At 34.8% G+C, this 25,652-nt stretch carries 29 protein-coding genes and 2 pseudogenes; 11 read left to right on the top strand and 20 right to left on the bottom strand.

The features are described 5' to 3' along the window. The 7 genes from RBB48_RS27145 to RBB48_RS27115 all read right to left on the bottom strand — a co-directional run. A partial coding sequence (locus RBB48_RS27145; RefSeq protein ID WP_306008387.1) for a sulfurtransferase TusA family protein occupies nucleotides 1–170 on the bottom strand: 170 nt, incomplete at its 3' end. Between the two features lie 38 nt (nucleotides 171–208). Beyond that, nucleotides 209–1,339, bottom strand: a complete 1,131-nt coding sequence (locus RBB48_RS27140; RefSeq protein WP_306008386.1) for an MBL fold metallo-hydrolase — start codon at nucleotides 1,337–1,339, stop codon at nucleotides 209–211. Between the two features lie 38 nt (nucleotides 1,340–1,377). Continuing rightward, nucleotides 1,378–1,938, bottom strand: coding sequence for a sulfurtransferase TusA family protein (locus tag RBB48_RS27135; RefSeq protein WP_142310411.1), 561 nt, complete (start codon nucleotides 1,936–1,938; stop codon nucleotides 1,378–1,380). An 88-nt stretch (nucleotides 1,939–2,026) separates the two neighbouring features. Further along, nucleotides 2,027–2,290: a metal-sensitive transcriptional regulator gene (locus RBB48_RS27130; RefSeq protein WP_306008385.1), complete on the bottom strand. Its 264-nt coding sequence runs from the start codon at nucleotides 2,288–2,290 to the stop codon at nucleotides 2,027–2,029. 185 nt (nucleotides 2,291–2,475) lie between these two features. After that, nucleotides 2,476–4,140, bottom strand: coding sequence for a CoA-disulfide reductase (gene cdr / locus RBB48_RS27125; protein WP_306008384.1), 1,665 nt, complete (start codon nucleotides 4,138–4,140; stop codon nucleotides 2,476–2,478). A gap of 260 nt (nucleotides 4,141–4,400) precedes the next feature. Next, nucleotides 4,401–4,985, bottom strand: coding sequence for a DUF3238 domain-containing protein (locus RBB48_RS27120; RefSeq protein ID WP_306008383.1), 585 nt, complete (start codon nucleotides 4,983–4,985; stop codon nucleotides 4,401–4,403). A gap of 133 nt (nucleotides 4,986–5,118) precedes the next feature. Next, the gene (locus RBB48_RS27115; protein ID WP_088608420.1) at nucleotides 5,119–5,703 is read right to left on the bottom strand and encodes a DUF3238 domain-containing protein; all 585 of its coding nucleotides are present in this window, start codon (nucleotides 5,701–5,703) and stop codon (nucleotides 5,119–5,121) included. Between the two features lie 143 nt (nucleotides 5,704–5,846). Here RBB48_RS27115 and RBB48_RS27110 point away from each other — a divergent pair, with 143 nt between their 5' ends. After that, nucleotides 5,847–6,320, top strand: coding sequence for a MarR family winged helix-turn-helix transcriptional regulator (locus RBB48_RS27110; RefSeq protein ID WP_098133089.1), 474 nt, complete (start codon nucleotides 5,847–5,849; stop codon nucleotides 6,318–6,320). 128 nt (nucleotides 6,321–6,448) lie between these two features. Here RBB48_RS27110 and RBB48_RS27105 read toward each other — a convergent pair whose 3' ends face one another. From RBB48_RS27105 to RBB48_RS27095, 3 genes are all read right to left on the bottom strand, one after another. Further along, a complete protein-coding gene (locus tag RBB48_RS27105; protein WP_088608418.1) occupies nucleotides 6,449–7,711 on the bottom strand; it encodes a neutral/alkaline non-lysosomal ceramidase N-terminal domain-containing protein in 1,263 nt (420 codons plus the stop codon). 107 nt (nucleotides 7,712–7,818) lie between these two features. Continuing rightward, complete coding sequence (spoVR, locus tag RBB48_RS27100) at nucleotides 7,819–9,234, bottom strand: stage V sporulation protein SpoVR (protein ID WP_001202728.1); 1,416 nt, start codon at nucleotides 9,232–9,234, stop codon at nucleotides 7,819–7,821. A 114-nt stretch (nucleotides 9,235–9,348) separates the two neighbouring features. After that, nucleotides 9,349–9,909, bottom strand: coding sequence for a nitroreductase family protein (locus tag RBB48_RS27095; protein ID WP_000214808.1), 561 nt, complete (start codon nucleotides 9,907–9,909; stop codon nucleotides 9,349–9,351). Between the two features lie 232 nt (nucleotides 9,910–10,141). On the opposite strand from RBB48_RS27095, the gene RBB48_RS27090 reads away from it, so the two are divergent. The 9 genes from RBB48_RS27090 to RBB48_RS27050 all read left to right on the top strand — a co-directional run bounded on the left by RBB48_RS27090 (nucleotide 10,142) and on the right by RBB48_RS27050 (nucleotide 16,849). Next, on the top strand, nucleotides 10,142–10,738 hold the full coding sequence (locus RBB48_RS27090) for a hypothetical protein (RefSeq protein ID WP_141542708.1): 597 nt from the start codon (nucleotides 10,142–10,144) through the stop codon (nucleotides 10,736–10,738). A 127-nt stretch (nucleotides 10,739–10,865) separates the two neighbouring features. Continuing rightward, a complete protein-coding gene (locus tag RBB48_RS27085) occupies nucleotides 10,866–12,383 on the top strand; it encodes a spore germination protein (RefSeq protein ID WP_088062016.1) in 1,518 nt (505 codons plus the stop codon). Beyond that, on the top strand, nucleotides 12,380–13,462 hold the full coding sequence (locus RBB48_RS27080) for a Ger(x)C family spore germination protein (RefSeq protein ID WP_097890206.1): 1,083 nt from the start codon (nucleotides 12,380–12,382) through the stop codon (nucleotides 13,460–13,462). The genes RBB48_RS27085 and RBB48_RS27080 overlap by 4 nt, the downstream gene beginning before the upstream one ends. 16 nt (nucleotides 13,463–13,478) lie before the next feature. After that, a complete protein-coding gene (locus RBB48_RS27075; protein WP_087985818.1) occupies nucleotides 13,479–14,588 on the top strand; it encodes a GerAB/ArcD/ProY family transporter in 1,110 nt (369 codons plus the stop codon). Nucleotides 14,589–14,633: 45 nt separating this feature from the next. Further along, the gene (locus RBB48_RS27070; protein WP_097890208.1) at nucleotides 14,634–15,143 is read left to right on the top strand and encodes a PCYCGC domain-containing protein; all 510 of its coding nucleotides are present in this window, start codon (nucleotides 14,634–14,636) and stop codon (nucleotides 15,141–15,143) included. A gap of 120 nt (nucleotides 15,144–15,263) precedes the next feature. After that, a complete protein-coding gene (locus tag RBB48_RS27065; protein ID WP_001195461.1) occupies nucleotides 15,264–15,512 on the top strand; it encodes a YhdB family protein in 249 nt (82 codons plus the stop codon). A gap of 164 nt (nucleotides 15,513–15,676) precedes the next feature. Next, nucleotides 15,677–16,096, top strand: a complete 420-nt coding sequence (locus RBB48_RS27060) for a disulfide formation protein C (RefSeq protein WP_097890209.1) — start codon at nucleotides 15,677–15,679, stop codon at nucleotides 16,094–16,096. Nucleotides 16,097–16,108: 12 nt separating this feature from the next. Continuing rightward, on the top strand, nucleotides 16,109–16,561 hold the full coding sequence (locus RBB48_RS27055) for a thioredoxin family protein (protein WP_088608414.1): 453 nt from the start codon (nucleotides 16,109–16,111) through the stop codon (nucleotides 16,559–16,561). A gap of 72 nt (nucleotides 16,562–16,633) precedes the next feature. Next, nucleotides 16,634–16,849 carry a DUF1540 domain-containing protein gene (locus RBB48_RS27050; RefSeq protein ID WP_306008382.1) on the top strand — a complete coding sequence of 72 codons (216 nt, stop codon included), beginning with the start codon at nucleotides 16,634–16,636 and terminating at the stop codon, nucleotides 16,847–16,849. Between the two features lie 34 nt (nucleotides 16,850–16,883). On the opposite strand, the gene RBB48_RS27045 is transcribed toward RBB48_RS27050, so the two are convergent. The 3 genes from RBB48_RS27045 to RBB48_RS27035 all read right to left on the bottom strand — a co-directional run bounded on the left by RBB48_RS27045 (nucleotide 16,884) and on the right by RBB48_RS27035 (nucleotide 18,935). After that, on the bottom strand, nucleotides 16,884–17,135 hold the full coding sequence (locus RBB48_RS27045; protein WP_088062008.1) for a hypothetical protein: 252 nt from the start codon (nucleotides 17,133–17,135) through the stop codon (nucleotides 16,884–16,886). A 103-nt stretch (nucleotides 17,136–17,238) separates the two neighbouring features. Beyond that, nucleotides 17,239–18,000, bottom strand: coding sequence for a L,D-transpeptidase (locus RBB48_RS27040; protein WP_088062006.1), 762 nt, complete (start codon nucleotides 17,998–18,000; stop codon nucleotides 17,239–17,241). A 68-nt stretch (nucleotides 18,001–18,068) separates the two neighbouring features. Beyond that, nucleotides 18,069–18,935: an SDR family oxidoreductase gene (locus RBB48_RS27035; protein ID WP_097907254.1), complete on the bottom strand. Its 867-nt coding sequence runs from the start codon at nucleotides 18,933–18,935 to the stop codon at nucleotides 18,069–18,071. 203 nt (nucleotides 18,936–19,138) lie between these two features. Here RBB48_RS27035 and RBB48_RS27030 point away from each other — a divergent pair, with 203 nt between their 5' ends. Further along, nucleotides 19,139–20,440 (top strand): NCS2 family permease, encoded by a 1,302-nt coding sequence (locus RBB48_RS27030; protein WP_088062002.1) that lies wholly within the window; start codon nucleotides 19,139–19,141, stop codon nucleotides 20,438–20,440. 62 nt (nucleotides 20,441–20,502) lie between these two features. Here the strand turns inward: RBB48_RS27030 and RBB48_RS27025 are convergent, their stop codons facing one another. The 7 genes and pseudogenes from RBB48_RS27025 to RBB48_RS26995 form a co-directional block, all read right to left on the bottom strand. Continuing rightward, nucleotides 20,503–20,775, bottom strand: a complete 273-nt coding sequence (locus RBB48_RS27025) for a hypothetical protein (RefSeq protein WP_000576485.1) — start codon at nucleotides 20,773–20,775, stop codon at nucleotides 20,503–20,505. A gap of 55 nt (nucleotides 20,776–20,830) precedes the next feature. Further along, on the bottom strand, nucleotides 20,831–21,079 hold the full coding sequence (locus RBB48_RS27020) for a hypothetical protein (RefSeq protein WP_088608411.1): 249 nt from the start codon (nucleotides 21,077–21,079) through the stop codon (nucleotides 20,831–20,833). Further along, entirely contained in the window at nucleotides 21,067–21,717 is a 651-nt protein-coding gene (locus RBB48_RS27015) for an ABC transporter ATP-binding protein (RefSeq protein WP_088061998.1), read from the bottom strand. Before RBB48_RS27015 ends, RBB48_RS27020 begins: the two co-directional genes overlap by 13 nt. Further along, nucleotides 21,718–22,951, bottom strand: a pseudogene (locus RBB48_RS27010) (ABC transporter permease). Nucleotides 22,952–22,960: 9 nt separating this feature from the next. After that, nucleotides 22,961–24,034 (bottom strand): ABC transporter permease, encoded by a 1,074-nt coding sequence (locus RBB48_RS27005; RefSeq protein ID WP_088608409.1) that lies wholly within the window; start codon nucleotides 24,032–24,034, stop codon nucleotides 22,961–22,963. An 87-nt stretch (nucleotides 24,035–24,121) separates the two neighbouring features. Continuing rightward, nucleotides 24,122–24,518, bottom strand: a pseudogene (locus RBB48_RS27000) (hypothetical protein). Between the two features lie 201 nt (nucleotides 24,519–24,719). Continuing rightward, nucleotides 24,720–25,574 carry a patatin-like phospholipase family protein gene (locus RBB48_RS26995; protein WP_087985830.1) on the bottom strand — a complete coding sequence of 285 codons (855 nt, stop codon included), beginning with the start codon at nucleotides 25,572–25,574 and terminating at the stop codon, nucleotides 24,720–24,722. Nucleotides 25,575–25,652 lie beyond the last annotated feature (78 nt).

Below are 25,652 nucleotides of genomic sequence, written 5' to 3'. Positions count from 1 at the left end.
TCATGACCGCCTTTTTGTGACCATGCTGGAATATCTTTAATCGCACCTTTATCTGTTAAGTGTACTTCTAACACTTCCCCCAATTGTAATGCTTCCATCGCCTTCTTTGTTTTCACAATTGGCATTGGACATGCTAATCCTTTTACATCTAATACTTCTTTCACCTTCATCTTATATACCTCCTGTTTTTATTTCATTTGAAACCGAATTAATTATGAACAGCACAACGGTTTGGACCAATCTCCATTTCACGCTCTTCGTCTTGACTTGGATTTAATCGCCCCATATTTGTTTGACGAATTTCTTGATATGCATTCGGTTGAGGTGGTAAATTCTCTGTTACAACTTTACGAAACTCTCTCTCATCCTCAATATTTAATCCTGCATTATACGCAAATAAATCTTTTAATTTAGCACTAACAATGCCACTCTCGTCCATTTCAATTATTTTTGAATAATGAGCCGGTAACACAACTAAGTTTTGAGATAGTTCTTTATATCGGCTATACAAAGTAGTACGTAAATCACTTACCCAATCTTCAGCTTTCCCAGCAAGGTCTGGACGCCCAATTGAATCTACAAATAAAATATCGCCTGATAATAAATAGGAATCATCTACAATAAATGACGTACTTCCAATCGTATGCCCCGGTGAGTATAATGCGTCAATTTCAATTTTAGTACCCCCCACCGTAATAACAGATCCTTCAACAAGTGGTTTATATGAGAACACAACTTCCTCCGCATCTTTTGGCGGCAACCAATACGTACCACCTACTTTTTCCGCTAACTTACGTCCGCCAGAAATATGGTCTGCATGTAAATGTGTATCCATTACATTCGTAATCGTAACACCATGCTCTTTCGCAAACTCTTCGTACGCTTCAACTGTTCTTACTGCATCAATAACTGCTGCTTCACCGTTTGAAACGACCATATAAGATAAGCAACCTTTTCCAAGACGGTTAAACTGATACATACTTCCGCCATCTTTTAAATCTCCAACTTTTATAGGCTTTATATATTCACTCCAAGCCTTCATACCACCAGATAAATAATAAACATTTTCTAATCCAGCCTCTGTTAATTGCTCTGCCACAAATATAGAAGACCCTTCTTTTGCGCATACTACTAAAACATCTTTATCTTTAGGTAGTTCACTTACAATATGATCTACACCCTCTAATAAATCAAAGTACGGCACATTCATTGAAGTAACTTCTTTTCCTTCAATTTTCCAATCTTCATAATCCGCCTCATTACGAACATCTAAAATAAATAACTCTCCGAATAAAACTTTCTCTGCAACATCTTTTGCTTGTAACGGTTTAACGTTCATCTCATTACCCCCATAGGTATATTTTTATTTAAAAAATTTTATTTTTCCACATTACCTTGCCACTCTAACATGCCTGGAATGACATTTTTCACATTTGCATAACCTTTCTCTTTCAACATGTGGCAAGCTACATCACTACGGTTACCAGTTCGGCAAACAACATAAATTTGCTTCTTCTGATCTAACGCTGCACTGTCTAATTCTCCTAACGGCACGGAAACAGCCGATGGAATATGACCAAAAACGAATTCCGCCGCTTCACGAACATCTACTACAATACACTCTTCACCACTTAATAATATCTCTTCCAATTCCGAATTCGTAATTGTATGAGGATATTTCACTATTTCATTCATTTCATGCTCATTTGCTTTTCTAACGTAATGCATCAATACATCACCTTCTTGTTTCGTCCCGATATATTGATGACCTACTTTACTCGCCCAACTTTGTATATCTACAGTAGACCCTTTATCTGTTGCCTGAACTTCAATCACTTGCCCTGACGTTAATCCTTCCATCGCCTTCTTCGTCTTTACAATCGGCATCGGACAAGCCAAACCTTTACAATCTAGATTCATATCCACTTTTATACTCATAGTCGATTCCTCCATAATTTATATACATATACCTGTAGGGGTATGTTAAAGTGTTTTTGAAAATCTGTCAACAATTATGTTTGACAGATTATCGGCTTTTTACAAGTAATTGAACAGCTTCTTTAATTAACTCTTCATTTGAACCATTACCGCTTTCAAACTGCTCACGCAAACATTGCTCTAGATTCGTTCCAACAACAAGTCCAATTGTACGATCAAGTGCAGAACGAGATGCCGTTAACTGTGTAATAACCTCTCGGCAATCTTTTCCTTCTTCCATCATACGAAGCACACCACGAACCTGACCTTCAATACGTTTCAATCTATTTTTCATACCTTGATTATATTCCATTCTATAATCACCTCATTACCATTATGTCACTATTTATAACCTATGACAATATACTATACCCTATAGGGTATTTTGTAAACCCCTATTTTTAAGGTTTATCTTATATGTTCACAAAACAAAAAGTGAAACCTTAATACGTAAGCTTTCATCTTCCACTAAATTTTGAAGTGGAAGATGAAAAAATATTAATACGCAACACGTTCTGGTAATACTGTCCCATACAATTTAAAGCCACCATCTACATTCTTTACCTTATATCCTTTTTCCATTAACATGCGCGCTGCGACATAACCTCTCATACCAAGTTGACAGGTAATATATATTTCTTTATCTGCCGGTACTTCATCCAAACGATCACGTAACTCATCTAAGGGGATATTAATAGAACCTTTAATCATTCCTTGTTTGAGTTCATTAGGCTCTCGAACATCAATAAGATATCCACCATTTTCAACAATACGATCTACCTCATGCCATTGTACTGTGTCCACAAAACCATCTACTATATTACTTGCCGCATACCCTACCATGTTTACCGGATCTTTTGCAGAAGAATAAGGCGGGGCATATGATAATTCTAAATCTGGCAAATCAATTACGGTTAAGTTTGCCTTCATTGCCGTTGCAATAACATCAATACGCTTATCTACACCGTCACGCCCTAACGCCTGCGCCCCATAAATTTTTCCGCTTTCTTTATTAAAAATTAATTTTATTAACACTGGCGTCGCATTCGGATAATATCCGGCATGCGAATTCGCCTGTACATGTACTACCTCATAGGGTATATTTAATCGTTTTAATATTTTCTCATTTACTCCCGTCGCAGCAACTGTTAAATCAAAAACTTTAGCTACAGAAGTTCCCAACGTACCTTTATATAAAGAATCCGTATGACCATGAATAATATCTGCTAACATGCGACCTTGACGATTAGCTGGCCACGCTAACGGAATCATCGTTTCTGTTTCTGTAACAAAATCCTTTACTTCAATCGCATCACCAATTGCATATATGTGCGGGGCCGACGTTTGAAAACTCTCATCTACCTTTATCGTTCCTCTAACTCCTAGTGCTAAGCCTGCATCCTTCGCTAAACTGCTCTCTGGTTGCACACCAATTGCTAAAATAATCATATCTGTCTTTATGATTGAACCACTTTTTAAACGTACAACAGTCCCGTGCTCTTCTAATGCATCTACACCATCTTCTAAAACAAGCTCAACATTGTGCTTTTTCATATGCTCATGCACATATGCTGCCATTTCATAATCAATTGGTGGCATTACTTGATTTGCCATCTCTACAAGAGTAACATCAATTCCTCGTTCTCTTAAGTTTTCAACCATTTCTACTCCAATAAATCCGCCACCAATAACCGTCGCATGATGTGGTTTCTTCTCATCAATGTACGCTTTAATACGATCTGTATCAGGTACATTTCGTAACGTAAACAACGCCTTCGCTTCTTCAATACCTGGAATAGGTGGAACAATTGGTTTTGCCCCTGGTGAAAGAATTAAAATATCATATTCCTCGTTATATGTTTCATTTGTAGTTACATTCTTTATCGTAATTGTTTTCTCTTCTTTATTAATCTTTACTACTTCACTCAATACACGTATATCTAAATTAAAACGCTTTGACATTCTTTCAACAGTTTGAACTAATAACTTTTGTCTTTCTGTAATGACACCGCCAATGTAGTATGGTAATCCACAATTCGCAAATGAAATATATTCACCACGCTCCACCATAATAATTTCATCTTCTTCACTTAAACGACGAAGCCTTGCAGCTACTGATGCCCCGCCCGCAACTCCACCTACTACAACAATTTTTCTAGACATATTTTAAACCTCCATATGATTTATTTACTCAATGTATCAAAAACAGAAAACTTATACCCGTATGGGTATATAATAAAATATACAAAAATCATTTTCAATATATATATCTTTTGTTCACAAATTCGAAACAAAAAAGAACCTAGCTATCTCCAGGTTCCTTTCTGTATGATTAAATCCATGCCTAAAGGCGGCGTAGTATGGAGTAATACTTATTTTTGACGGCTGAATTCATTTACGAATGAAGTAATTTGTCATACTTCCTATAAAATCTTTGTAAAACTATAATCCATTTCTCCACCTAACGCTTCAGGTGTATCACCAGTTTCTCTAAAATCATGTGTATAAATTTGTTCAAATGAACCGAAATCTACTTGCTTATAAAATTCATAGCAAGGGAAACCATCATGTTCTCCTTGAATATCGATACTACCATCCTTTTTCACACATACAGTTAATAAATAGTCCACAGGAGGAGCATACACATTTAACGGATTACTTGCACTTGCTCTCATTTTGAATTGCACACCATCAGAATTCCATTCAATATCCGTACACACAATATTTTCAGTACTCGCTTTTCCTGTTCTTTTATTCACCGAACCATCTGGGTTTGTAACCTTCTCTGTCGTAATACCCGTGTCCGCATATGAAAACACTTCTTCTTTATAAAAATCCACTACTACCTCTTGCTCAACTCTAGAGCGCATAGCGTTTACCGCATACGGTGTAAATTCACGGGAATCACCTTCGAATTGGATTACTTTTCCCGTTTCCATATCCTTCTTAGCTTCAGTCCAAGACATTGGAATAAATACACTGGCTCTAATTTTAACGATATTAGTCATAAGAAACACCTCTATAATTTTATTTTAAATACTGCATATCATTGAGTAAAACAGATCACAATTTCGGTCCCATAATCAATAGATTTCTCTTTTAACGTTTGCTACTTCCTTCTGAAAAATAGCGCTATATTTATTAGATTGTCGTTTTAAAACTATATTCCATTTCTCCAGCTAGTGCTGCTGGGGTATCATCCGTTTCTCTGAAATCATGTGTGTATATTAATTCAAATAAACCAAAGTCTATTTGTTTATAAAATTCATAGCAAGGGAAACCATCGTGTACACCTTCAACATGCACAGTACCACATTCATTAACTCGTATAGTCAAAAAATAGTCAGCTGCAGGTGCTGTCGTGTTTAACGGATTACTTGCACTTGCTCTCATTTCAAATGAAACTTCATCTTCACTCCATACAATATTTGTACATACAATGCTTTCTGTACTTGTTTCTCCTTTTTGATACTCAATTGAGCCATCTGGATTTGTAATCTTCACAGTGACGATACAAGCATCTGCATATGTGAAAATTTCTTTTTTATAAAAATCAATATTCACTTCTTGTTCTAATCTTGAACGCTTTGTGTTCACAGCGTATGGTGTAAACTCACGTGCATCTCCAGCATATTCAAACACTCTTCCTGTTGCAGAATCCTTAATAGGTTCCAGCGATGCATATGGTGCAAATACACTCCCTCTAATTTTAACGATATTAACCATGTGAAACCTCCATTGATTCTATTTATATAAATCATTATTTGTACTATACGGAATATAGTCAATTTGATTGACTATATTCCGTATAGTACAATAGGTTTCACATGTAGTCAACTTAATTGACTATAATTACGGAGGTTATATACATGGATCATTCAACATTTAACGAACTAGACCTTACTTCACTTTTATCATTATCTTTCAGTACATTAATTACTGAACTACATGAAAAATTAAGTGAATTAGGATTTGAAGATATTAGGCCAGCACATGGTTTTATGTTCAAACGCATTCTTCCTAATGGAGCAACTGGTATAGAACTAGCTGAGTATTTAGGGATTTCCAAACAAGCTGTAAGTAAAATGGTAGATTCTCTTGAGAGTAGTGGTTACGTTACACGTAAAACGCATCCTACTGATAAAAGAGGTAAGATCATTATTTTAACCGAACGTGGTTTGTCAGTAATGAAAGCAAAAGAAGAAATAATAGCTGAAATAGAACAGCGATGGATTGAAAACATAGGTGCAGAACGAATGCAAATGCTTAAAGAAGATTTAACAACATTCGTTACTAAAAAAAATACAGGAAAATTATCATCAAATATACGCCCTGTTTGGTAAACAAAAACTCCATATAAAAAACGAATCCATTTTGATTATTCTTTTTCAAAATGGATTCGTTTTTTACAGTTTTATTAATAATTATTGTTTCTTTTAAATTTTATATTAAATACATGAAAGTCTATATTTTAAACATTATATGATTTCATAACTCTCTGCACAATCAAACTCGCCGTATTCTCCTCCGGTGGCATCAACAAATTTGTAGCTGGCCCATATACGACAGGACTTAATTCCACTTCATATCCACCATATACATACTCTTCCTTTGTAGGTAAATAACCAATATATCCGTTCGTATATCCACCAAAGAAAGCTAGTTCATTTTGAAGACTCTCTTTCACTTCTAACGCAGTTTCTGAAAAAGGTTCCATCGGTATACCAGAGAACATACCATCATTAACTTGAAACAGTTGAACTTCCAAATCAATACGTAACTGCCGAATACCTTGCTTATATTTCTCTAAAACGATAGTAAACCATTCATCCGTGTTCACACCCCACTGCTTCTCCGCTAATTGAGCCATTCTTCGTATCTCATGAATTTCTGGAATATCTTTCAACTTCATTTGCATCATACTCGAAACTGTTCTTAAATTTACAATTGGGCTATATGTAACTATTGGCAACATCGTTAATACATGTCCACTAAGTGTGTAAGCCATTTTCTTTAATGCTTCCCTTGAACCACGATGCTTCGCATTTACATTACCAGCAGCTCCTTGCATAATAATAACAGGACAGTTTACGATTTTCTCAAGAATCTCCCTCGTCATTCCAGGATAATCCGCTGATAATACATCGCTATCACCTTTTAAAACATTCGGATGCGCAGTACAAAATACAATAATTCCAGATAGCTCCTTCGTTTCAGCATGTCTTATTGCTAACATACCAATTCGTTTATCTACAACACCTTCTATATTTGTTCCCATCTTTGCTCTTCCATCAGATGTTCTCTCTCTTCGGTTGACCCCAATATCACCTGTCGTAACACCCCAGCCAACTTCACAGAGCTTCAAGTTGTTATCCGCAGTAACCGCACCTTGCACTACATTATTTACTAAACTCGTTTTATACGAATTTACTAAAGGTTGCTCACCGACTGTTTCTGGACCAGAGTGTGTATGTGTATAAACAACTGTTATTCGCTCAAATGGCACATGAAGCCTACTAGCTACTCGCTCACGAATAACATTCGTATCTTCTACTAACATCCCAATATTATCAACACTTATAAACACCGTTTTCATTTCATTTTTTTCAAATACAAAGACCGTCCCGTAAATACGCTCTTCAATATTATTTATTCCTGTCTCTCTATGGTATCCGACAAAATCAATACCGACAGGCGGCGTAATATCCACCTTGCATACCCCTATTTTGCTCATTTGAATCGCTCCATTTCTCTATGTAACTCCCTTTTTCAAGAATAGCATATTTAACCTTGTTCCAAATAAAAAAGAACGGACATAGCATTCTATGTCCGTTCTTTTCATCACACATACTTCCGATGCACCATCTTCCCATCATAAGAAAATACAACGCCCTTACTCTCCACAATCGACTCCATATGCACCGTTCTTCCCCATAATTGATGAAGGTATGGCAATACTTTTTCTAAGTATTTTAAATCGAGCTCGATCCCTTCGTAACTATGTTTAATGTACAACTCTCCGTTCTTTAAGTAGTCCCCGTCTTCTACTACTAAGTACGGGAAGCCACCATTTGTACGCATATTTACGAGCTGATCACGCACATGTTCCCATTCTTTATCTATTACTTTATATTCTTTTCCTTGGCGCTGGAATAAGTACATATCTTCTCTCATTACGAGGTCTTTATTTAAGTAGTTTCTTAAGAACGATACGTCCCACTCAATTTCACGTACTTCAAAAATTTTATCTCGACCAGATCCTGGTTTTACACCGCGTCGCTTCATTTCTTCTGTCGGGTTGTTGTAACGTTCTTCAATATCTTCAAACATTTTAATACCGAGGTAGTATGGGTTAATGCTTGTTTTTGATGGTTGAACTACACCTGCATTAAGCTTTGCGAATTCAATCGCTTCAGAAGATGTTAAGTCCATTTCACGAAGTATGCGTTGATGCCAGAAGGAAGCCCAGCCTTCATTCATAATCTTCGTTTCAAGCTGTGGCCAGAAATATAACATTTCCTCGCGCATCATCGTTAATATGTCGCGCTGCCACTCTTCTAGCTCACGGCTATATTCTTCAATAAAGAGGAGTAAATCTTTTTCTGGCTGCGGTGGGATTTTCTTCTTTTTATGCATATTAGGTCGTTCCCTCTTTTTGTTTCGATCATCTAAATTCCATAAATCATCGTACTGTGATATCTTTTTCTTTTCTACATCCTCTTCTAAATCTCCAATACTCCAAGCAAGTTTCGGACGCATAAGCGATGGATCAATATGTTCTTGAATGGCAAGTACTGCATCCAAGAACGTTTCTACCTCTTCTCTTCCATACTTATGTTCATACGCCTTCACACGATCTGCTGTCGCTGCCATACTCTCCACCATATCGCGTTTCGTATTAGAGAAACGAATATTATTTTTGAAGAAATCACAGTGCGCTAAAACGTGCGCCACGATTAATTTATTTTGAATTAAAGAATTCGTATCTAATAAAAAGGCGTAACATGGATTAGAGTTAATAACGAGTTCATAAATTTTACTAAGTCCTAAATCGTATTGTAATTTCATTCTGAAAAATTGCTTTCCAAAACTCCAATGCGAAAACCTCGTCGGCATCCCATATGCACCAAATGTATAAATAATTTCCGCTGGACATACTTCATAACGCATCGGATAAAAATCAAGCCCAAATCCAGTCGCAATTTCCGTAATTTCCGCAATCGCATATTGCAGCGCTTTATCTTCACTTGCTCTCATTATTTTCCCTCCTTACACTTTCCCTTAAGAAAGTGTATGATGAGGAACAAGCTTTCATGAGGATTGATTGCATAATAAAAAGACATCCTCATAAAAACGAGAATGTCTCATCTATTAACCTTCAATAATCTCCATCTTCTCCGTAATCGGCGTACGAGCTTTTCCTTCTGGTGCTTTATCGAAATAGCCAAGGTGAAGAATTCCAACGATGCGTTGACCTCTTGTTAAACCAAGTCCTTCTATAAATAATGGATTGTAGTTTAATCCGCCTGATTTCCAAACGCAACCTAAGCCACGTTCCCAAGCAAGCAGTTGGAAGTTTTGCATAAATGCACATGTTGCAGCGTAATCTTCGTCGCGTTGAATTTGACGTGGATCTTCATTAATATAAACAACAATTTGTGCCGGCGTGCTTAAGAAACGATCTGATAAAATTTTGCCGCGTTTCGCTCTTTCTTCTTCTGTGAAAGAGTTTAATACTGCATCTACTAATTTTTTGCGGCCTTCTCCAATGTATAATTTACAATTCCATGGTTCACGGTGTTTATGATTCGGTGCCCATGTTGCGTCGTTTAATAGTTCAATTAATAACTCTTTATCTACAGCTTTATCTGTAAATGTACGTACAGAGCGTCTTTCTTTAATCACATTTGCGATGGAAGTATATGTAGTCATATTTTTCTCTCCCTTATTTTCATCTATATGTATACATTTGTTATTGATATTGATTTTCAATTTCGATTATACCTTAGTTTTTTACTATTAATCAATGTTTTATGTTGGAAAACTTCCAAAAACGTCATTTTATACTGTGAATAAAAAAACTTAACTTGTTCACAAGTATTTCACATTTTATGGAAATGATATGTGTACAGTTTTCCACATTATCCATCTAGGAGGAGTTTATATGTACAAAAAAATCGCAGTAAGTATGACTATGGCAACATTATTATTCGGGGCAACCGTCTTCCCTACTTTCGCTGCCACGCCAAAAGAAATAACATTGCACCATCATAAGCCTATTTCAGAAGAAGAAATGCAGTCGCTCGAAAAACTCGGCTATAACAAACATGAAATTTGGAAAGCTGCTCACATTGCAAGAATCGGTAAAAAAGAAATAAAAGACGTTTTAGCTTACTATAAGCAAAATAAATCTTGGGAGAAAACAGCCCAGCATTTCGGTGTAGATCCAAGTAAATTAAAAAAGCATCATATGAATAAAGAGACGAAAAAAGCACTGCTGCAAGAATTAGCAAATATGCAAAAATCTACACCAGACGGCCTAAAACAAAAAATGAAAGATTATAATATCGGATTACGTCAGCTCACGGTATTAACAATCATCTCTCAAAAAAGTAACACTCCTCTTGATGATGTACTAAAAATGAAAAAAGACGGAATGGACATTAAACAAATTGCAGAAAAATTAAATGTAAAAAAAGAAGATATACGAGCAGAAATGATTAAATTAGTGAAGTCTATTAAGGAAAAGAAAACAAATTAATACGCCAAAAAAGGAAGGGATCCCCAATATCCTTCCTTTTCTTTATGAACTTTCAATTTTCAAGTATAAATTCCCGCCTTTCCCAAAAACTAACATAAGTAAATGATATATGTCAGGGGGGGTAAAAATGTTCGGTTTCTCATCTGAAAAATCCAAAAAGACTACGGCAAAACCACTTTGTTCTATTCCAGAATTTATACATACCATGAAAGAATCTAGCGATTTTGTCTCTTATAACGTACTTGAAGATGAAACGTTATGCTTGTTTTATTATAAATCTGTCGTGGAAGCACTTATTATTAAACAGTTTATTTTAACTCCTATGAAAAAGGAATCAGAACATATTCAAAATATCTCTGACCTATGTAATATTGTCTCCATTGAAGATATTATTACCTCTCCCTCTATTGATGATATTCGTGAGAAATTATTAGGTGGATATATTTTAGTACGCTTAAAAAGCAATTCAAATCCCGATCAATATGCTTTAATTCGTGCCGAAAGTACTGTTTTAGGAACACGATTATATAACGATACAGAAAATGAGTATAGCGTAATTGGACCTAAAATCGGTTTCGTTGAAAACCTTGATACAAATATACACTTATTGCGCCGAAATATTGTAACGGAGCAACTCATTTTCAAAGAAGTTATCGTTGGATCTATGTCAAAAACGAAAGTAGCAGTTGCTTATATTGAAGGGGTTACAAATGAACAATTTATCAACACTGCAATACAACGACTAGAAGACATTGACTTTGATGTTCCCTTTGATTCGACTATGATTGAGCAATTTATCAGTGATAATAGCAATTCACCATTCCCTGTTCTATTACCTACAGAACGATTAGATCGAGCAGTATTTGCATTAATTAACGGGGAAGTTTTAATTTTAACAGATGGCTCTCCATATGCTTTATTAGGACCGACAACGTTACTAGATTTTTTCATTTCACCAGAAGATTATTATTTACCGTGGATGATTGGATCGTTCTTTCGCGTTATCCGTTTTTTCGGAGCTATATTTTCTCTTTTTTCCTCCGCTATTTATACAGCGGCTTTAACATATCATTATCAAATGATTCCTGCTGATTTACTAGGACCTATTATTTTCTCGAGAGCGAACGTACCTTTCCCGCCTATTCTAGAAGCACTCTTTCTAGAGATTACAATCGAATTGCTTCGTGAAGCGGGAGCACGTTTACCGACGAAAGTCGGACAAACAATTGGTATTGTTGGCGGGATTGTAATTGGGCAAGCATCTGTTGAAGCCGCTTTAACGAGTACGATTTTATTAATTGCAGTTGCTTTATCCGCTCTTGCATCTTTCACAACGCCGACTGTAAAAATGTCTTCTACTATTCGGTTGTTACGATTCCCGCTTATTCTTTTAGCTGGTGCATTTGGTGGATTAGGTCTTATTGTCGGGTTTGTGTTTATTTTAGCTCATTTAATTAAATTAAAATCACTTGGATCACCTTATTTATTACCTTTATATCCATTTCGTGGTTTAGGTACAGCGGAAGGTTTTTTCCGTTTACCGTTTAGCCAAACTGCACAAAGGCCTTCTTTCCTTAGACCAAAATCTAAATGGCGTTATAATCCAAACAAAGCGAAGCAAAAACGTGATGGTGATAATGAATGAAAAAACTCTTATTGTTCCTTATTATACCCCTTTTTGTTCTACAAACTGGCTGTACACAAACGTATATAGTGGATACACAGCGTATTATTCATATTGCTGGATTTGACATCACAAAAAACAAAAGATTCCAAGGAACGATCTTATTTCCAGAGTATACACATGGTGTAAAATCGAAACCAGAAACTCAATCAACATCTGCCCGCTCACTTGAAACAATCGCTTCACGATTAAATGCAAAATCCCCCCACAATGTAGTTGTAGGTCAAATGCGTGTCGTTCTATTTGGAAAAGATCTAGGAGAACAAGGAATGGGGGAAATTATTACTAACTTACAACGTGACCCAAATATCGGGCGTGATGTACAACTAGCAATTGTAGATGGATCGGCTGAAGAGCTTTTAAATTATGGAAAAAAAAATGGTTCGTTATACATTGCTGATTTACTTGAACAAAATATACGAAACGAGAACATTCCACAAACCACATTAAACATTTTTTTATATAATTACTACTCTTCTGTATGTGATGCGTATGTTCCTTATATTAAAATGGACGATAATCATTCCGTGGCTGTCAAAGGACTTGCTTTTTTAAAAGGTGATAAAGTCGTTATGTATACAGATAAAAGACATTCTGTTTTAGCAAAATTACTTATTAACCCTACGAAAAATGGACGTTACGAAGCAGCGATAAAGAAGAACAAACATAAAGGTATGGTTGTCATACAAAACTTAGCTGGGGAAAGCAAGTATGATATTGATCAAACTGGTGACATACCAAAAGTAAAAATCCATTTAAAACTAAATGGACTAATTAAAAACTCCCCTAATTGGATTGATTTAAGAAAAAAAACAAATATCAATTATATAAAAAAACAAATTGAACGAAACGTTGAACAAGATTGTGAAGAATTAATAAAAAAATTTCAACAAAAGAAAATTGATCCTTTAGGAATACGCGATGAAATTAGAAGCCATACGAGAAAATGGAATATAAACCAAATTCGGAATATGTACCCGAATATAGCTGTGGATATAAATTTAGATATTAACATTGTACAATCTGGAATTGGGGAATAGTGAGGTGAAATAAGCAATGCATACAATGAATAAAACAAAGACTGTCTCTCCATATTTTGCATTTGTTTTGTTACATTCTCTTCAAATTGGAATAGGAATTCTAGGATATCAACGGGTAATTTTAAAAAATGCTGGTTATGACGCTTGGATATCTCTAATCATAGCAGGTATTGCAACTCATATTGTACTGTTTTGCATGCTAAAAATGTTAGAAAAAGATGGCGATTTAATTAGCATTCATACAACGAGCTTTGGAAAATGGATTGGTTCTATATTTTCTGTAATTTTCACTCTTTATTGCTTATTATTTTGCCTTACTGTTCTTCGTACATATATGGAAGTAATACAAGTTTGGATTTTCCCTACCATTAAGTTATGGAAACTAACCCTTATGTTTTTATTAGTGACTTACTATATTATAAAGGGAGGATTTCGCTCTGTGACGGGAATATGTTTTTGGGGAGTCGTTCTTCCTATTTTCGTTGTATTCTTTTTAATTTATCCAATGAAATATGCACATTTCCGCAATATTTTACCTATTTTTACACATTCACCTTTTGACATGCTTATATCTGCAAAACACTCTGCGTTAGAGTTTCTTGGTTTTGAGACAATCTTAATCTTCTATCCATTTATTGAAAAAGGAAAATCCTTAAAAAGATGGGCTCATGCAGGTATTGCTTTTAGTACCTTAATTTATGTAGTTTTAGCCATCGTATCTTTTATGTATTATAGCGAGGGCCAATTAAATCACACGATTTGGCCTACTTTAACAATGTTAAAAATCATTAAAGTCCCTTTCATTCAACGCTTTGAATATATTATTATTTTCGTTTGGTTTTTAATTATTTTGCCAAACCTTTGTTTAACCATTTGGTCATCATGTCAAACGATGAAGCGTTCATTCCATATTCCCTTTACATTCACATTACCATTTTTTATTTTCATGGTCTTTACAGCTTCCTTATTTTTCACAAACCGTGAGAGTATCAATACATTAAATACGGTGCTATCTCAAGCTGGTTTATATATTGTATACGCCTATATCCCAATTCTATTTCTATTTCATTCACTACGATGGCGTTTCAAAAATCAGTCGAAAAAATCTTCAACCGATACACCATAATCTCTGATACAATTTGATTAATACATTTGTAAAGGGGACAAGCGTATGAAGAAATATGTATTTTCTTTACTTGCAGTACTGTGTTTAATTCTTGCTGGTTGCGGAGCTACTAGTACAAACGAAAAAAAATCATCTGAATCAAAAGAAGAGCATGACCACGCATCGCATACTCAGCAAGCTGACATTCAAGAAAAAACAAAAGGGGTCGACACACTTCCTGCCTTCCTAGACAAGCTTGATCCACAAATGAAAGATATCTACACTGTCGCTGGGCAAAATGCAGAGCTATTAGATTGGATTCCATGTTATTGTGGTTGTGGTGAAAGTGTGGGACATAAAAATAATAAAAACTGCTTTATTCGTGAAATTAAAAAGAACGGTGAAGTTGTTTGGGACTCCCACGCAACAACTTGTGTCAATTGCTTAGAAATCGCAGTTGAATCTGCCTCCATGAAACAAAAAGAAAAATCAACGCTCGAAATTCGTAACTATATTGACAATAAATATAAAGAAGGATACGGAAAACCAACACCTACGCCAATGCCAAAAGCTTAAAAACGAGGAAACACCTCGTTTTTTCTTTTCATTCACTTTTTTTCTTAACAAATTCTTTCAAGTGTATTTCTCCTTGCTTGTCACACACTATATATAACTCCTCAGTAAGGAGGGTACACAGTGCAAACATATAACGACTATGACAAAGCTCTCTATTACACGTATAGCTGTAATTGGGATAAATTACTCGTTCTTATGGTCCAAACGAACGATCAACTATTTTCTAAGCGTATTGAACATTTTTTACACGCTTATCAATACAGTAAAGAAATGCCAGAAGTTGATAAACAATTGCAGCTCCTATTTCAATATATTGACCATGCATCCCAAAAGTCACATATAGAAGAAGTAGAGCAAATTCAAATGTAAAATATAGCGCTATTCTCATAAAGAGAATAGCGCTTTTTTAAATATCGATATCAATAAAAGTTTCTCCTTATAAAACTTTTATTGATAAACATATTTTTTCTTTCTTTTCTGTGCTACTTCATACTATAATTTAGTATGTAACTATTATAAGAGAGGTATAAAATATGAGACGAGAAAAAAAGCAAGAATATGCTTTACTTACCGCATGGGGAGCTTCTTTTGTCGCTACACTAGGAAGTCTGTACTTTTCCGAAATCATGAAATTTGAGCCTTGTGTACTTTGTTGGTATCAACGTATTATTATGTATCCATTCGTTTTATGGCTTGGTATCGCTGTAGCAAAGAAAGATTATCGCATCGCAAGTTATTCTTTACCAATTGCAAGTATTGGTGCTTGTATTTCTTTATATCACTATGCAATTCAAAAAGTCGCAGCATTTTCAGCTGCTGGAGCAGCTTGCGGCCGTGTACCCTGCACCGGAGAATTCATAAACTGGTTTGGTTTTATTACAATCCCGTTTTTAGCACTTATCGGCTTTATTACAATCGCTGTATGTAGTTTTATTGTAATAAAAAACAAATAAGGAGATGAAACAATGAAAAAAATGCTTATATTTGGTGGTATTATTATCGCTTTGTTTGCAGCAATTTTCGCTGTCACACAAATGGAAGAAAAAAATGCTACTAGTCAAAAAATTGATAATGCTACTGATAGTAAAACAAATGGCCCTGACTACTATACAAACAAAATCTCTCTTTCAGATCTTCAAAAGAATTTAAAAGAGAAAAAAGAAGAAACAGTATACTTTTATCAAACATCTTGCGTTCATTGCCAAAAGCTATCTCCTGTCGTAGTACCAATGGCTAAAGACTTGAACGTTGATATGAAAGTTATGGATATTGAAAAACTAGATGCTCCTTGGGATGAATATAAAATTAAAGGAACTCCAACAATCATTCACTTTAAAGATGGCAAAGAAGTAAGCCGTATTAGTGGTGAACAACCGAAAGACAAATTAAAAGAATGGCTTGAGCAAACAAAAAAATAATGCGAAAAGGAAACTCCTTCTACACATGAAATGGGCGTAAAATCCCAAACTAATGTATAAGGAGGGGGTTTTATGCCAGAAGTGAAATGTTCTGTTTCCAATTGCTCATTTTGGGGACAAGGTAACTTTTGTCAAGCAAGTGCAATCGTTGTTCAACCAGATGCACAAGAGGCCAGTTCGAATGCAAATGATTCGTATACAGGTGCGGTTTTAACAAACGAGACGCTAGAAAGTTCTGTAGCAACGAGTGTAGAAACTTGTTGTCATACATTTAAGCCAAAATATTAAACATAAAAAGCATACGATTACTCGTATGCTTTTTTTACATTCCTCTCCAAAAATCATGCATGATAAAAAAGTACAAAATAACGAGAACAACTGTCCCACATAAGGTAATGCGCCGATATATACTCTTCTCTCCTTCTCTCGCTTTCACAAATGCCCAAATAAATCCGAAAAATAATATTAAATCAAAATATGGAACATAAAAAGAAAAGACGAGAAACGCATACAAATACACGATAAATAAACAGGTCGTTACTAAGAAAACTTTAAAAGCAAATTCACTTTTCATAATGTAACCGCCCCCTATCTGTACTGTATTATATTCAGCAAAATACAATAGTTGCAGTTAAACTCGAAGTAGAAATAAGCTACCGTCTGTAATACGGTAGCCATTATGGAACATTATATTTCCGTTTATATATATTACTTAAAGTCGAGGCAGGAATTTGCTCATAACGAATTTTTTCTCCTGTTTCATCCACAATATACAAATTGTTTCCTATATAATATATTCCATCTTTTCGTTTTGAGTACACTGCATATCTTTCGTTCGGCAATACCGTTTTCACTTTCGTTAACTGCCCATTTGGTTCTTGCCAATATATATCAGCACGGTCTACTAACGTAAGCATGCCAATTTGCTCTTCTTCTATTTTACGACCATTCCAGCTCACAACGCGGTAACCAAGCTTATTCGCTTCATATTCAGGGCTCGTATGAAAACGAGAAATGATTACTTTCGTCTGTAATTGCACCCGATCATATAACCATTGTATATCCCGGTCATGCATGCGAATACAGCCATTCGACTCTCGGCTTCCAATCGTCCATTCCCGATTTGTTCCATGAATCGCATACTCCTTTTTATCCAAACCTAACCAACGCGTACCGAGAGGATTATTCGGTGCACCACCAGCTATTTTTTTTCGATGGTATTCTTTATTTTTAAATTTAGTTATAATACAAAAATTACCTTCAGGCGTAGGTGTACGATCTCTTCCAGTTGTTACGGGGAATGTTTTTGTATAATTTCCATTTTCAAAAAAAGACAACTGGTTTGTCGTAAGATTCACTAATATTAAATGATCTGTATCAGCAAAAGCACTAACCGGTAGGATGAAAAATAATAGTATGACGAAATATAATTTTTTCATCTATATCCCTCCCCTAGCGCTCAATATAATTAGTGGAATTAACTTTACTTTGCTCTTATCAATGAAAACTATCCATTTACAATAACGCCTCCATTTACATGCATCATTTGTCCGGTAACATAGGATGAATCATCAGACGCTAAGTATACATATGCTGGCGCTAGTTCATATGGTTGACCAGGTCTTTGCATCGGAACATTGCTTCCAAACTGAGAGACTTTCTTCTCATCAAAACTCGATGGGATAAGTGGTGTCCAAATTGGTCCCGGCGCAACACCATTTACACGAATCCCTCTTTGCACTAACGATTGAGAAAGCGATCTTGTAAAAGCTACGATTGCTCCTTTCGTTGCGGAATAATCAATTAAAGTTTCATTTCCTTCATACGCAACGATAGACGCCGTATTTATAATGACATCCCCTTGCTTTAAATGAGAAAGTGCTGCTTTCGTAACGTGAAAATAAGAAAAAATATTAATACGAAAAGTCTTTTCTAGCTGTTCTGCTGTAATATACTCTAGCCCTTGCTGCGGATATTGCTGCGCGACATTATTTACTAAAACATTCAAACTACCTAGCTGCCGAACGGTCTCTTCTACAATATCTTTACAATGCTGTTCATTACTTAAATCACCCGGCAACAATACACATTTCCCCCCCTCTTTCTCAACATATTGTTTCGTCTCATTTGCATCTTCCTCCTCATCTAAATACGCAATCGCAATATTTGCTCCCTCTTTCGCAAAAGCGATGGAAACAGCGCGTCCAATCCCACTATCTCCTCCTGTAATTAATATATTTTTTCCTTTTAACTTTTCGCTTCCTTTATAATTTGGGTCTTCGAACTGTGGTAGAGGATTCATTAACGATTCAATACCAGGTTGTTTATTTTGATGTTGCGCTGGCATTGTTACAAAGTTTTTTTGCTGTGGCATATCTTCTTTCAACTCCTTTTCCTTATAATATGCGCACAATAAAAACTGAAATTCACACATCGTTTTACGATTAATATTCGAATTTAAGACACAAAATATGAATTGTTGTAAACTTTTTATGCAAAACTATTGCAAAATAGTTAAAAAACGAATATTATATATAACTGTTGTGAAAATTATTCGTAAACAGAAAGGATGTTTATATGTTTAACCTTTCAAAACATAAAACTTCTATTAAAACTGAAATTATGGCAGGTATTATTACCTTCTTAACAATGGCATATATCATTGTCGTAAACCCTGTCATCCTTGGGGATGCAGGTGTTCCATTTGAACAAGCATTTACAGCAACAATTATCGCTGCTGTTGTCGGAACATTATTTATGGCAATCTTTACAAACTTACCAATCGCAATCGCACCAGGTATGGGATTAAATGCTTACTTCTCTTACTCTGTTGTAAAAGCTCATGAAGGCATGACTTTCGCAATTGCATTCTCTGCTGTATTCGTAGCAGGTATGATTTTAATTTTGTTATCATTCACATCTTTCCGTACAAAATTAATGGAAGCAATTCCTGAAAACTTAAAACATGCAATTACTGCTGGTATCGGTCTTTTCATCGCCTTTATCGGTTTACGTTTAACAGGTATCGTTACAAAAAATGAAGCAAACTTAGTTGGACTTGGTGATCTTCACTCTGCTCCAGTACTACTAGCATTAGCTGGACTTGGAATTACAATTGTCCTTATGTCTTTAAATGTAAATGGTGCACTATTTATCGGAATGCTATTAACTGGTATTATCGCTTACTTCACAGGACAATTATCGTTCTCAAACGGCGTTACATCAATGCCTGGATTACCAGAAGGAATCATCGTTTCCAATCCAATTACTGCTGTATCTGATGTAATTAACTACGGATTGTACGGCGTTGTATTTTCATTCTTCCTTGTTACATTATTTGATACAACAGGTACATTACTTGGAGTTGCTCAACAAGGTGGATTTATGAAAGATGGAAAGCTTCCAAAAGCTGGACGAGCTCTTCTATCTGACTCATTCTCAGCAACAATCGGTTCTATGTTCGGAACAACACCATCAACAGCGTACATTGAATCATCTGCTGGTGTTGCAGCTGGTGGTCGTACTGGTTTAACAACTGTTACAGTAGCTGTTCTATTTGCACTAGCAGCATTCTTCGGACCATTAGTAAGTGCTGTTTCTGGCGTATCAGCTATTACTGCACCATCATTAATTATCGTTGGTAGTCTTATGATGGGATCAGTTCGCCACATCGATTGGGACACATTTGATGAAGCATTCCCAGCATTCTTAGTAATATTAAGCATGCCACTTACATCAAGTATCGCAACAGGTATCGCACTTGGATTTATTTCATACCCACTTATGAAAGTGGCAAAAGGTAAATTCCGTTCTGTTCACCCACTTGTGTATGTATTCGGAATCTTGTTCGCTTATCAATTGATTTTCTTACCACATTAAAATTCCTCATAAAGAGGGATTTTTTTTATGTATAAAAAAATAGAGCATCGAATTTCGATGCTCTATTTTCCTTTTGCAACAATCACACGAACTACTTTCAATACAAGAAGTAAAAGACCGTTCACTATCGCTGCAATCCCTAAAAATACCGCTATTATCAGCTCTCCCATTCCGTTATTCAATACAAACATAACAGAAGAAATGAAAGCTAAAATAAACAATATTAACGTTGGTATATATTTAATAATAGGCTTCTTATATGATTTTTTTGAAAGAAGAAACGTAATTACTAATGTCATAATGATCACAAAATATACTACAAATAAGAAAATCATACGAAAGCCTCCACTATTCCTAAACTATGAACAATATAAAAGAAGTTAAAACTTATTAATATTTTTCATTCACCTGTAATTCTTTACTGTACTTTTGAATGAACACTGACGAAATAACCATTACCATCCCTACACTAAATCCAATAAGCTGATCCAGTAGCATTTCATCATGAATGAACCAGCGCAGTAAAAATACACCACTAAAAATAAACATCATAGTAAATCCAGTATGCCTAAGACCTTTATATACATTTTCCATATGTATCACCTCTTCACATACTTTTATCCATATTATACCATACATCCATCGAGTAAACGTATTGTCCTCTGGCAGTATGCAGCTACCTTTTGATCATGTGTAACAACTAGCACCGTTTTTCCTTGTTTATGAACCTCTTTTAAAATGCTCATAATTTTTTCTCCGTTTTCTTGATCGAGAGCACCAGTCGGTTCATCAGCAAGTATAATTTTTGTATCTTGTGCTAATGCCCTCGCTATCGCTGTCCTTTGCTGCTCTCCTCCAGATAATTCGTGAGGATACTTGTTAATATGTCTCTCCAGCCCTACCATTTCCAGCATTTCTTTTGATATTTGTATACGTTTCGTATGAGAGATTTTTCTATATATAAGCGGGAGCATTACATTTTCAATAACTGTATAATCATCTAGTAGCGAAAAGTTCTGAAACACAAATCCAACTTCCTTATTTCTATACTTATGATAGTTGGCCTTTAATGTACTCGTATCCATTCCATCTAAAAAATACTTTCCAGCAGAGGGGCTATCGATTAAGCCAATAATGTTAAGGAGAGTAGATTTCCCCGAACCAGAGGGTCCCATAATAGCTATCATTTCGCCTTTTTCTATTGTAAGATTAATATCTTTTAAAGCACTAAAATTACTCTTTCCGTATCCCTTAGCCACATTTGCAAGCTGAATCATCTATAACACCTCTTTCATATATGTATTTTTTATTTTTAGTACATTGAAATAAATGATTGTATATATAACGAGGATCATTGCAATTGATAGAGCACCTATAACAACCAATGATTCTATAGAGACTTGTAACGTTCCAAAAAAAGATATGGTACTATTTTCTAGCTCTTTTTGAATTTCAATTACTCCGCTATTCTCCCATTGAAAATACATAATTCCTATACATATCGATAAAATGAATAACAACATATACTCAATATTAAATGGAAGACATATTTGAAAAGTACTTGCACCTAACGCTGATTTAATAGAAATATTTTTACGCTCCATATAAAGTGCGGCCATTGATGTTAATACGATAGATAGAAATGAAAAAAATAAGACTGTACCGCTTAATAATAAGGGGGTATGACATATTATCAATACCTTGCTTTTCGTTTTCTAACAATTTATTCGGATTTGTAACATAATACGAATATCCCTTACCTTCCGTTACCTTTAATACTTTCTTTTGAAATTCATTTATATTTATATTCTCATTTGTTTCTATAATTAACCCATTGTATAACAGGTCTACACTATAGAACTCTATTTCTTCCGTTCCAATTGGTAAAATTGCCATGTCATCTAATAATGTAATACGATTATCCGATATTTCACCGCTCCGAGGATATGTAAATGGTGAATTTTTTTCTAAGAAGCCAATTACTTTTAGCTTCATTTTTCCAGATGGTATAACCTCACCAATAGATACCTTCTCTTTATAATTAGCCCCTAATATAACAGGTCTAATATCAAATACTGATTTATGAAATTCCGATTCCTCAAAATACCTTCCTTGTGAAAGTCGGATATGAAAGTACTTATTAATATCTTTATCAATAATAAGAGTCTTTATCGTTCCATTTTCTTTTTTTAAGCTAAGTGAATAGTTACGGAGCAAATAATTTGTTGTATTTTTTATTGGTATCGTATTAGATAACCCTTGAATGAATTGTTGATAATCATTTCTCGCTTTTTCTTCGCTAAACAATGTTATATCTTGCGTCGCATAAAGTTCATAGAAATTTTTATGAGTCGATAAATGATTTGCTACCGTCATCATTTTTCGATATCCCGACAGATTACTAATAAATTCTATAGATGAAGAAAATGCAATAATTAAAGAAATTACTATAATTAAACTTGGTAACAACCGTTTTTTCATAGATCGTATAGAATCAAATATAAAAAACATGACGACCACCTACGTTCTTAAATGTTTTGAAGGATATATATTTATGATGTGCTTGATTGGAATTACAGTAACAAATATTGTAAGAAAAATTATAAAAACAACATTATATATCAATACATATAGTGTTAACGGTTTTAGTAAGTATGTCTGAAAATACGTATGAATTGTTCCCGAAAATATTTCTAGCGTAAAAAAAACTGAGAACATCGCTACTAGAGAAATAAACAAAATTTGAATATATAGTTCGTAGTAAATAGATATATTAGAAGCACCTACTGCTTTTTTTAATGAAATCTCTCTTTCTTTTTTATAAATCCAAAATAAAACCGCAGAAATGCCAGAAACAATTGCAACAAGAATAAATTTATAATAATACTTATTTGCTGGATCTATATGTGTCACATGTAGTTCCTGAAGATCTCGTTCATTCAGTATTTGAACATCTCCCGAAAGCACTTCTTTACTCCTACCCATAAATTTTTTTATTTCGTTATGAATAGATGATGTAGGATTAACAACTGTTAATTGTAATTGTTTACTCGCGATAATACCTTTTTTAGATATAGTAGGTAAATTTTGAAGTGGGATGTATATGTCTGATACACCGACGTCACTGTCTTTTCTCGATATAGTTCCTATTTTTTTATATGTATCATCAAATTCATATAAGTCCTCTACATTCGTTTGATCGCCAACAACCATATCGTTTACATTTTCACGATAAAAATATTGTCCTTCAGAAATATATGGCTTCCAATAATAATCATCTTTTAAATTCACAGCTACGATTTTTATTGCACCTGAACTATTTAATGCTTTTAAATGCTCTACGTAAATATCACTTTTTACAAAAATATCTTGTATGACAGGAATTATCGCTTCCAATTCAGTTGTATTCGCTATCGGAACAGTTAACGTTTGATTCTTTTCTGGAAAGCCGATTTGAAAAGCAGATATGAAATTTCGTTTAGATTCTGTTAAAAGCGCAGCTACTGATATAGAAAGAAACGAAATAAAAAATGACATAAGAAGAATGACTGAAAACAGTTTGTTGTTTTTTATATTTTTAAAAGCTAAATACATGTCTCTGCTCCTTTTAGATAAGAAGGAGATGATGCACATCCCCTTCTCCTTATCCAAATATTTATAAAGACAACTATTTAATATTTTTTACCACTGTAATCGTAAGTTACCGTTACTATCAAAAGTACCTTTGTGTGTATCTTCTTGATAGTCATTATTCTCATTGGCATAATGCTCAGAATATAGCCCCTTTGCACCAAAGGCGGTTATATGCGCCATTACTAACAGTGGCATTTAATGCTCTTCCCGATTCATGTGATCCTAATTTATCCGAAGCACTTTCAATATATGAATAACTTCCTTTTGAATTAATAAAAGAAATCGCTACTGAACAGCGAGATGCGTTTTGATTCGTAGTCGTTTGAGCTCTGTAAGATAGTAAGTTACCGCTTTTGTGGCCACTTAAAGTTGGATAAAATGCACTTGTTGAGATTGATGTTGCTAATAATACTAAAGTCGTAATCGAAAAAAACTTTCCCTTCATTAACAATCACCTCGTAAATTAAATAGTTTTTTTGTAGCGCTACATCGTCATAATACCTCTCAAGTAAATTCTCCTCAATAAGACACCCATATGTTTTACAAACTCTTTAAACACTTAAACATTCATACATTTTTAAAAAGTAACGGATAAGCAAGCAATACAAAAAAGACTGCGGAGAAACTCTTCCCCGCAGTCTAATACTTATTTTTGTAAAAACGACTGTAAATCTGCAAACTGTCTCTTTGCATCTTCATAGCCTTGCTCATATAGATTTTGTAGTTTTGCTGTATCTTTTTCCATACGATCTACTTGAAGCGGCACTTCTGGGCGAATAACAAATAAATTCCCGGCTTGCTCTTCTTTTTCAATGTAGTGAAGTGTTTCATTATATACTTCATAACGATTCAACATCGTGTTCACAAGGTTCGGATATTTTTTATATGCTTTCGCTGCCACCCATCCAAACTTTGACTTTTTCTTCGCGTAACCATGATTTCTCGTTAAAATAACGACTGATTTTTTAAACCCATCTTCCTGTGCTTTACGAACTGGAATTGGATCAGAAATCCCACCATCTAATAACTGCTTACCACGGTAATTTACTACAGGTGCAATGAAAGGTAATGAACTAGATGCTTGTAATAAATTTAGTGCATCATCATTCGTTCCTTCTTTTTCAAAATAAACAGACTGTCCTGTTTCACAATCTGTTGTTCCTACAAGGAAACGCTCTGGGCTATTAAAATATGTTTCAAAATCAAACGGGACATGTTTTTCTGGAATTTCATGAAAAATGAACTCCATATCAAACAATTGGCGTTTTCTCCATAAATTTTTATACGATAAATATTGTGGGTGTGATGCATAATCAATATTGACCGTTTTATTTCTATTTCTTTGTCTGGAAAGATACGACGCTGCATGACAAGCACCAGCTGATACACCAATTACATATGGAAAATATAAATCTTGTTCCATAAAGTATTCTAATATCCCGCCCGTATATACACCACGCATACCGCCGCCTTCTAATACTAACCCCGTATTTTCAAGCATGTTATTCTCTCCTCTTTATATATTGACTCTTTAATTATTCACCATGTTAAGTATCTTTTTCTATTATATATGAGTTCT

The organism is Bacillus sp. MMSF_3353, from assembly GCF_030733445.1.
Classification (GTDB): Bacteria; Bacillota; Bacilli; order Bacillales; family Bacillaceae_G; genus Bacillus_A; species Bacillus_A wiedmannii.
Note: the sequence above shows the minus strand (reverse complement) of the source record. Positions and strands in the feature narration are given on the sequence as shown.

Excerpts from the sequence above, each read along its gene's own strand:
- RBB48_RS27140 (WP_306008386.1), bottom strand. The coding sequence starts at position 1,339 with ATGAACGTTAAACCGTTACAAGCAAAAGATGTTGCAGAGAAAGTTTTA.
- RBB48_RS27135 (WP_142310411.1), bottom strand. The coding sequence starts at position 1,938 with ATGAGTATAAAAGTGGATATGAATCTAGATTGTAAAGGTTTGGCTTGT.
- RBB48_RS27130 (WP_306008385.1), bottom strand. The coding sequence starts at position 2,290 with ATGGAATATAATCAAGGTATGAAAAATAGATTGAAACGTATTGAAGGT.
- cdr (WP_306008384.1), bottom strand. The coding sequence starts at position 4,140 with ATGTCTAGAAAAATTGTTGTAGTAGGTGGAGTTGCGGGCGGGGCATCA.
- RBB48_RS27120 (WP_306008383.1), bottom strand. The coding sequence starts at position 4,985 with ATGACTAATATCGTTAAAATTAGAGCCAGTGTATTTATTCCAATGTCT.
- RBB48_RS27115 (WP_088608420.1), bottom strand. The coding sequence starts at position 5,703 with ATGGTTAATATCGTTAAAATTAGAGGGAGTGTATTTGCACCATATGCA.
- RBB48_RS27110 (WP_098133089.1), top strand. The coding sequence starts at position 5,847 with ATGGATCATTCAACATTTAACGAACTAGACCTTACTTCACTTTTATCA.
- RBB48_RS27105 (WP_088608418.1), bottom strand. The coding sequence starts at position 7,711 with ATGAGCAAAATAGGGGTATGCAAGGTGGATATTACGCCGCCTGTCGGT.
- spoVR (WP_001202728.1), bottom strand. The coding sequence starts at position 9,234 with ATGAGAGCAAGTGAAGATAAAGCGCTGCAATATGCGATTGCGGAAATT.
- RBB48_RS27095 (WP_000214808.1), bottom strand. The coding sequence starts at position 9,909 with ATGACTACATATACTTCCATCGCAAATGTGATTAAAGAAAGACGCTCT.
- RBB48_RS27090 (WP_141542708.1), top strand. The coding sequence starts at position 10,142 with ATGTACAAAAAAATCGCAGTAAGTATGACTATGGCAACATTATTATTC.
- RBB48_RS27085 (WP_088062016.1), top strand. The coding sequence starts at position 10,866 with ATGTTCGGTTTCTCATCTGAAAAATCCAAAAAGACTACGGCAAAACCA.
- RBB48_RS27080 (WP_097890206.1), top strand. The coding sequence starts at position 12,380 with ATGAAAAAACTCTTATTGTTCCTTATTATACCCCTTTTTGTTCTACAA.
- RBB48_RS27075 (WP_087985818.1), top strand. The coding sequence starts at position 13,479 with ATGCATACAATGAATAAAACAAAGACTGTCTCTCCATATTTTGCATTT.
- RBB48_RS27070 (WP_097890208.1), top strand. The coding sequence starts at position 14,634 with ATGAAGAAATATGTATTTTCTTTACTTGCAGTACTGTGTTTAATTCTT.
- RBB48_RS27060 (WP_097890209.1), top strand. The coding sequence starts at position 15,677 with ATGAGACGAGAAAAAAAGCAAGAATATGCTTTACTTACCGCATGGGGA.
- RBB48_RS27055 (WP_088608414.1), top strand. The coding sequence starts at position 16,109 with ATGAAAAAAATGCTTATATTTGGTGGTATTATTATCGCTTTGTTTGCA.
- RBB48_RS27050 (WP_306008382.1), top strand. The coding sequence starts at position 16,634 with ATGCCAGAAGTGAAATGTTCTGTTTCCAATTGCTCATTTTGGGGACAA.
- RBB48_RS27045 (WP_088062008.1), bottom strand. The coding sequence starts at position 17,135 with ATGAAAAGTGAATTTGCTTTTAAAGTTTTCTTAGTAACGACCTGTTTA.
- RBB48_RS27040 (WP_088062006.1), bottom strand. The coding sequence starts at position 18,000 with ATGAAAAAATTATATTTCGTCATACTATTATTTTTCATCCTACCGGTT.
- RBB48_RS27035 (WP_097907254.1), bottom strand. The coding sequence starts at position 18,935 with ATGCCACAGCAAAAAAACTTTGTAACAATGCCAGCGCAACATCAAAAT.
- RBB48_RS27030 (WP_088062002.1), top strand. The coding sequence starts at position 19,139 with ATGTTTAACCTTTCAAAACATAAAACTTCTATTAAAACTGAAATTATG.
- RBB48_RS27025 (WP_000576485.1), bottom strand. The coding sequence starts at position 20,775 with ATGATTTTCTTATTTGTAGTATATTTTGTGATCATTATGACATTAGTA.
- RBB48_RS27020 (WP_088608411.1), bottom strand. The coding sequence starts at position 21,079 with ATGTATGGTATAATATGGATAAAAGTATGTGAAGAGGTGATACATATG.
- RBB48_RS27015 (WP_088061998.1), bottom strand. The coding sequence starts at position 21,717 with ATGATTCAGCTTGCAAATGTGGCTAAGGGATACGGAAAGAGTAATTTT.
- RBB48_RS27005 (WP_088608409.1), bottom strand. The coding sequence starts at position 24,034 with ATGTATTTAGCTTTTAAAAATATAAAAAACAACAAACTGTTTTCAGTC.
- RBB48_RS26995 (WP_087985830.1), bottom strand. The coding sequence starts at position 25,574 with ATGCTTGAAAATACGGGGTTAGTATTAGAAGGCGGCGGTATGCGTGGT.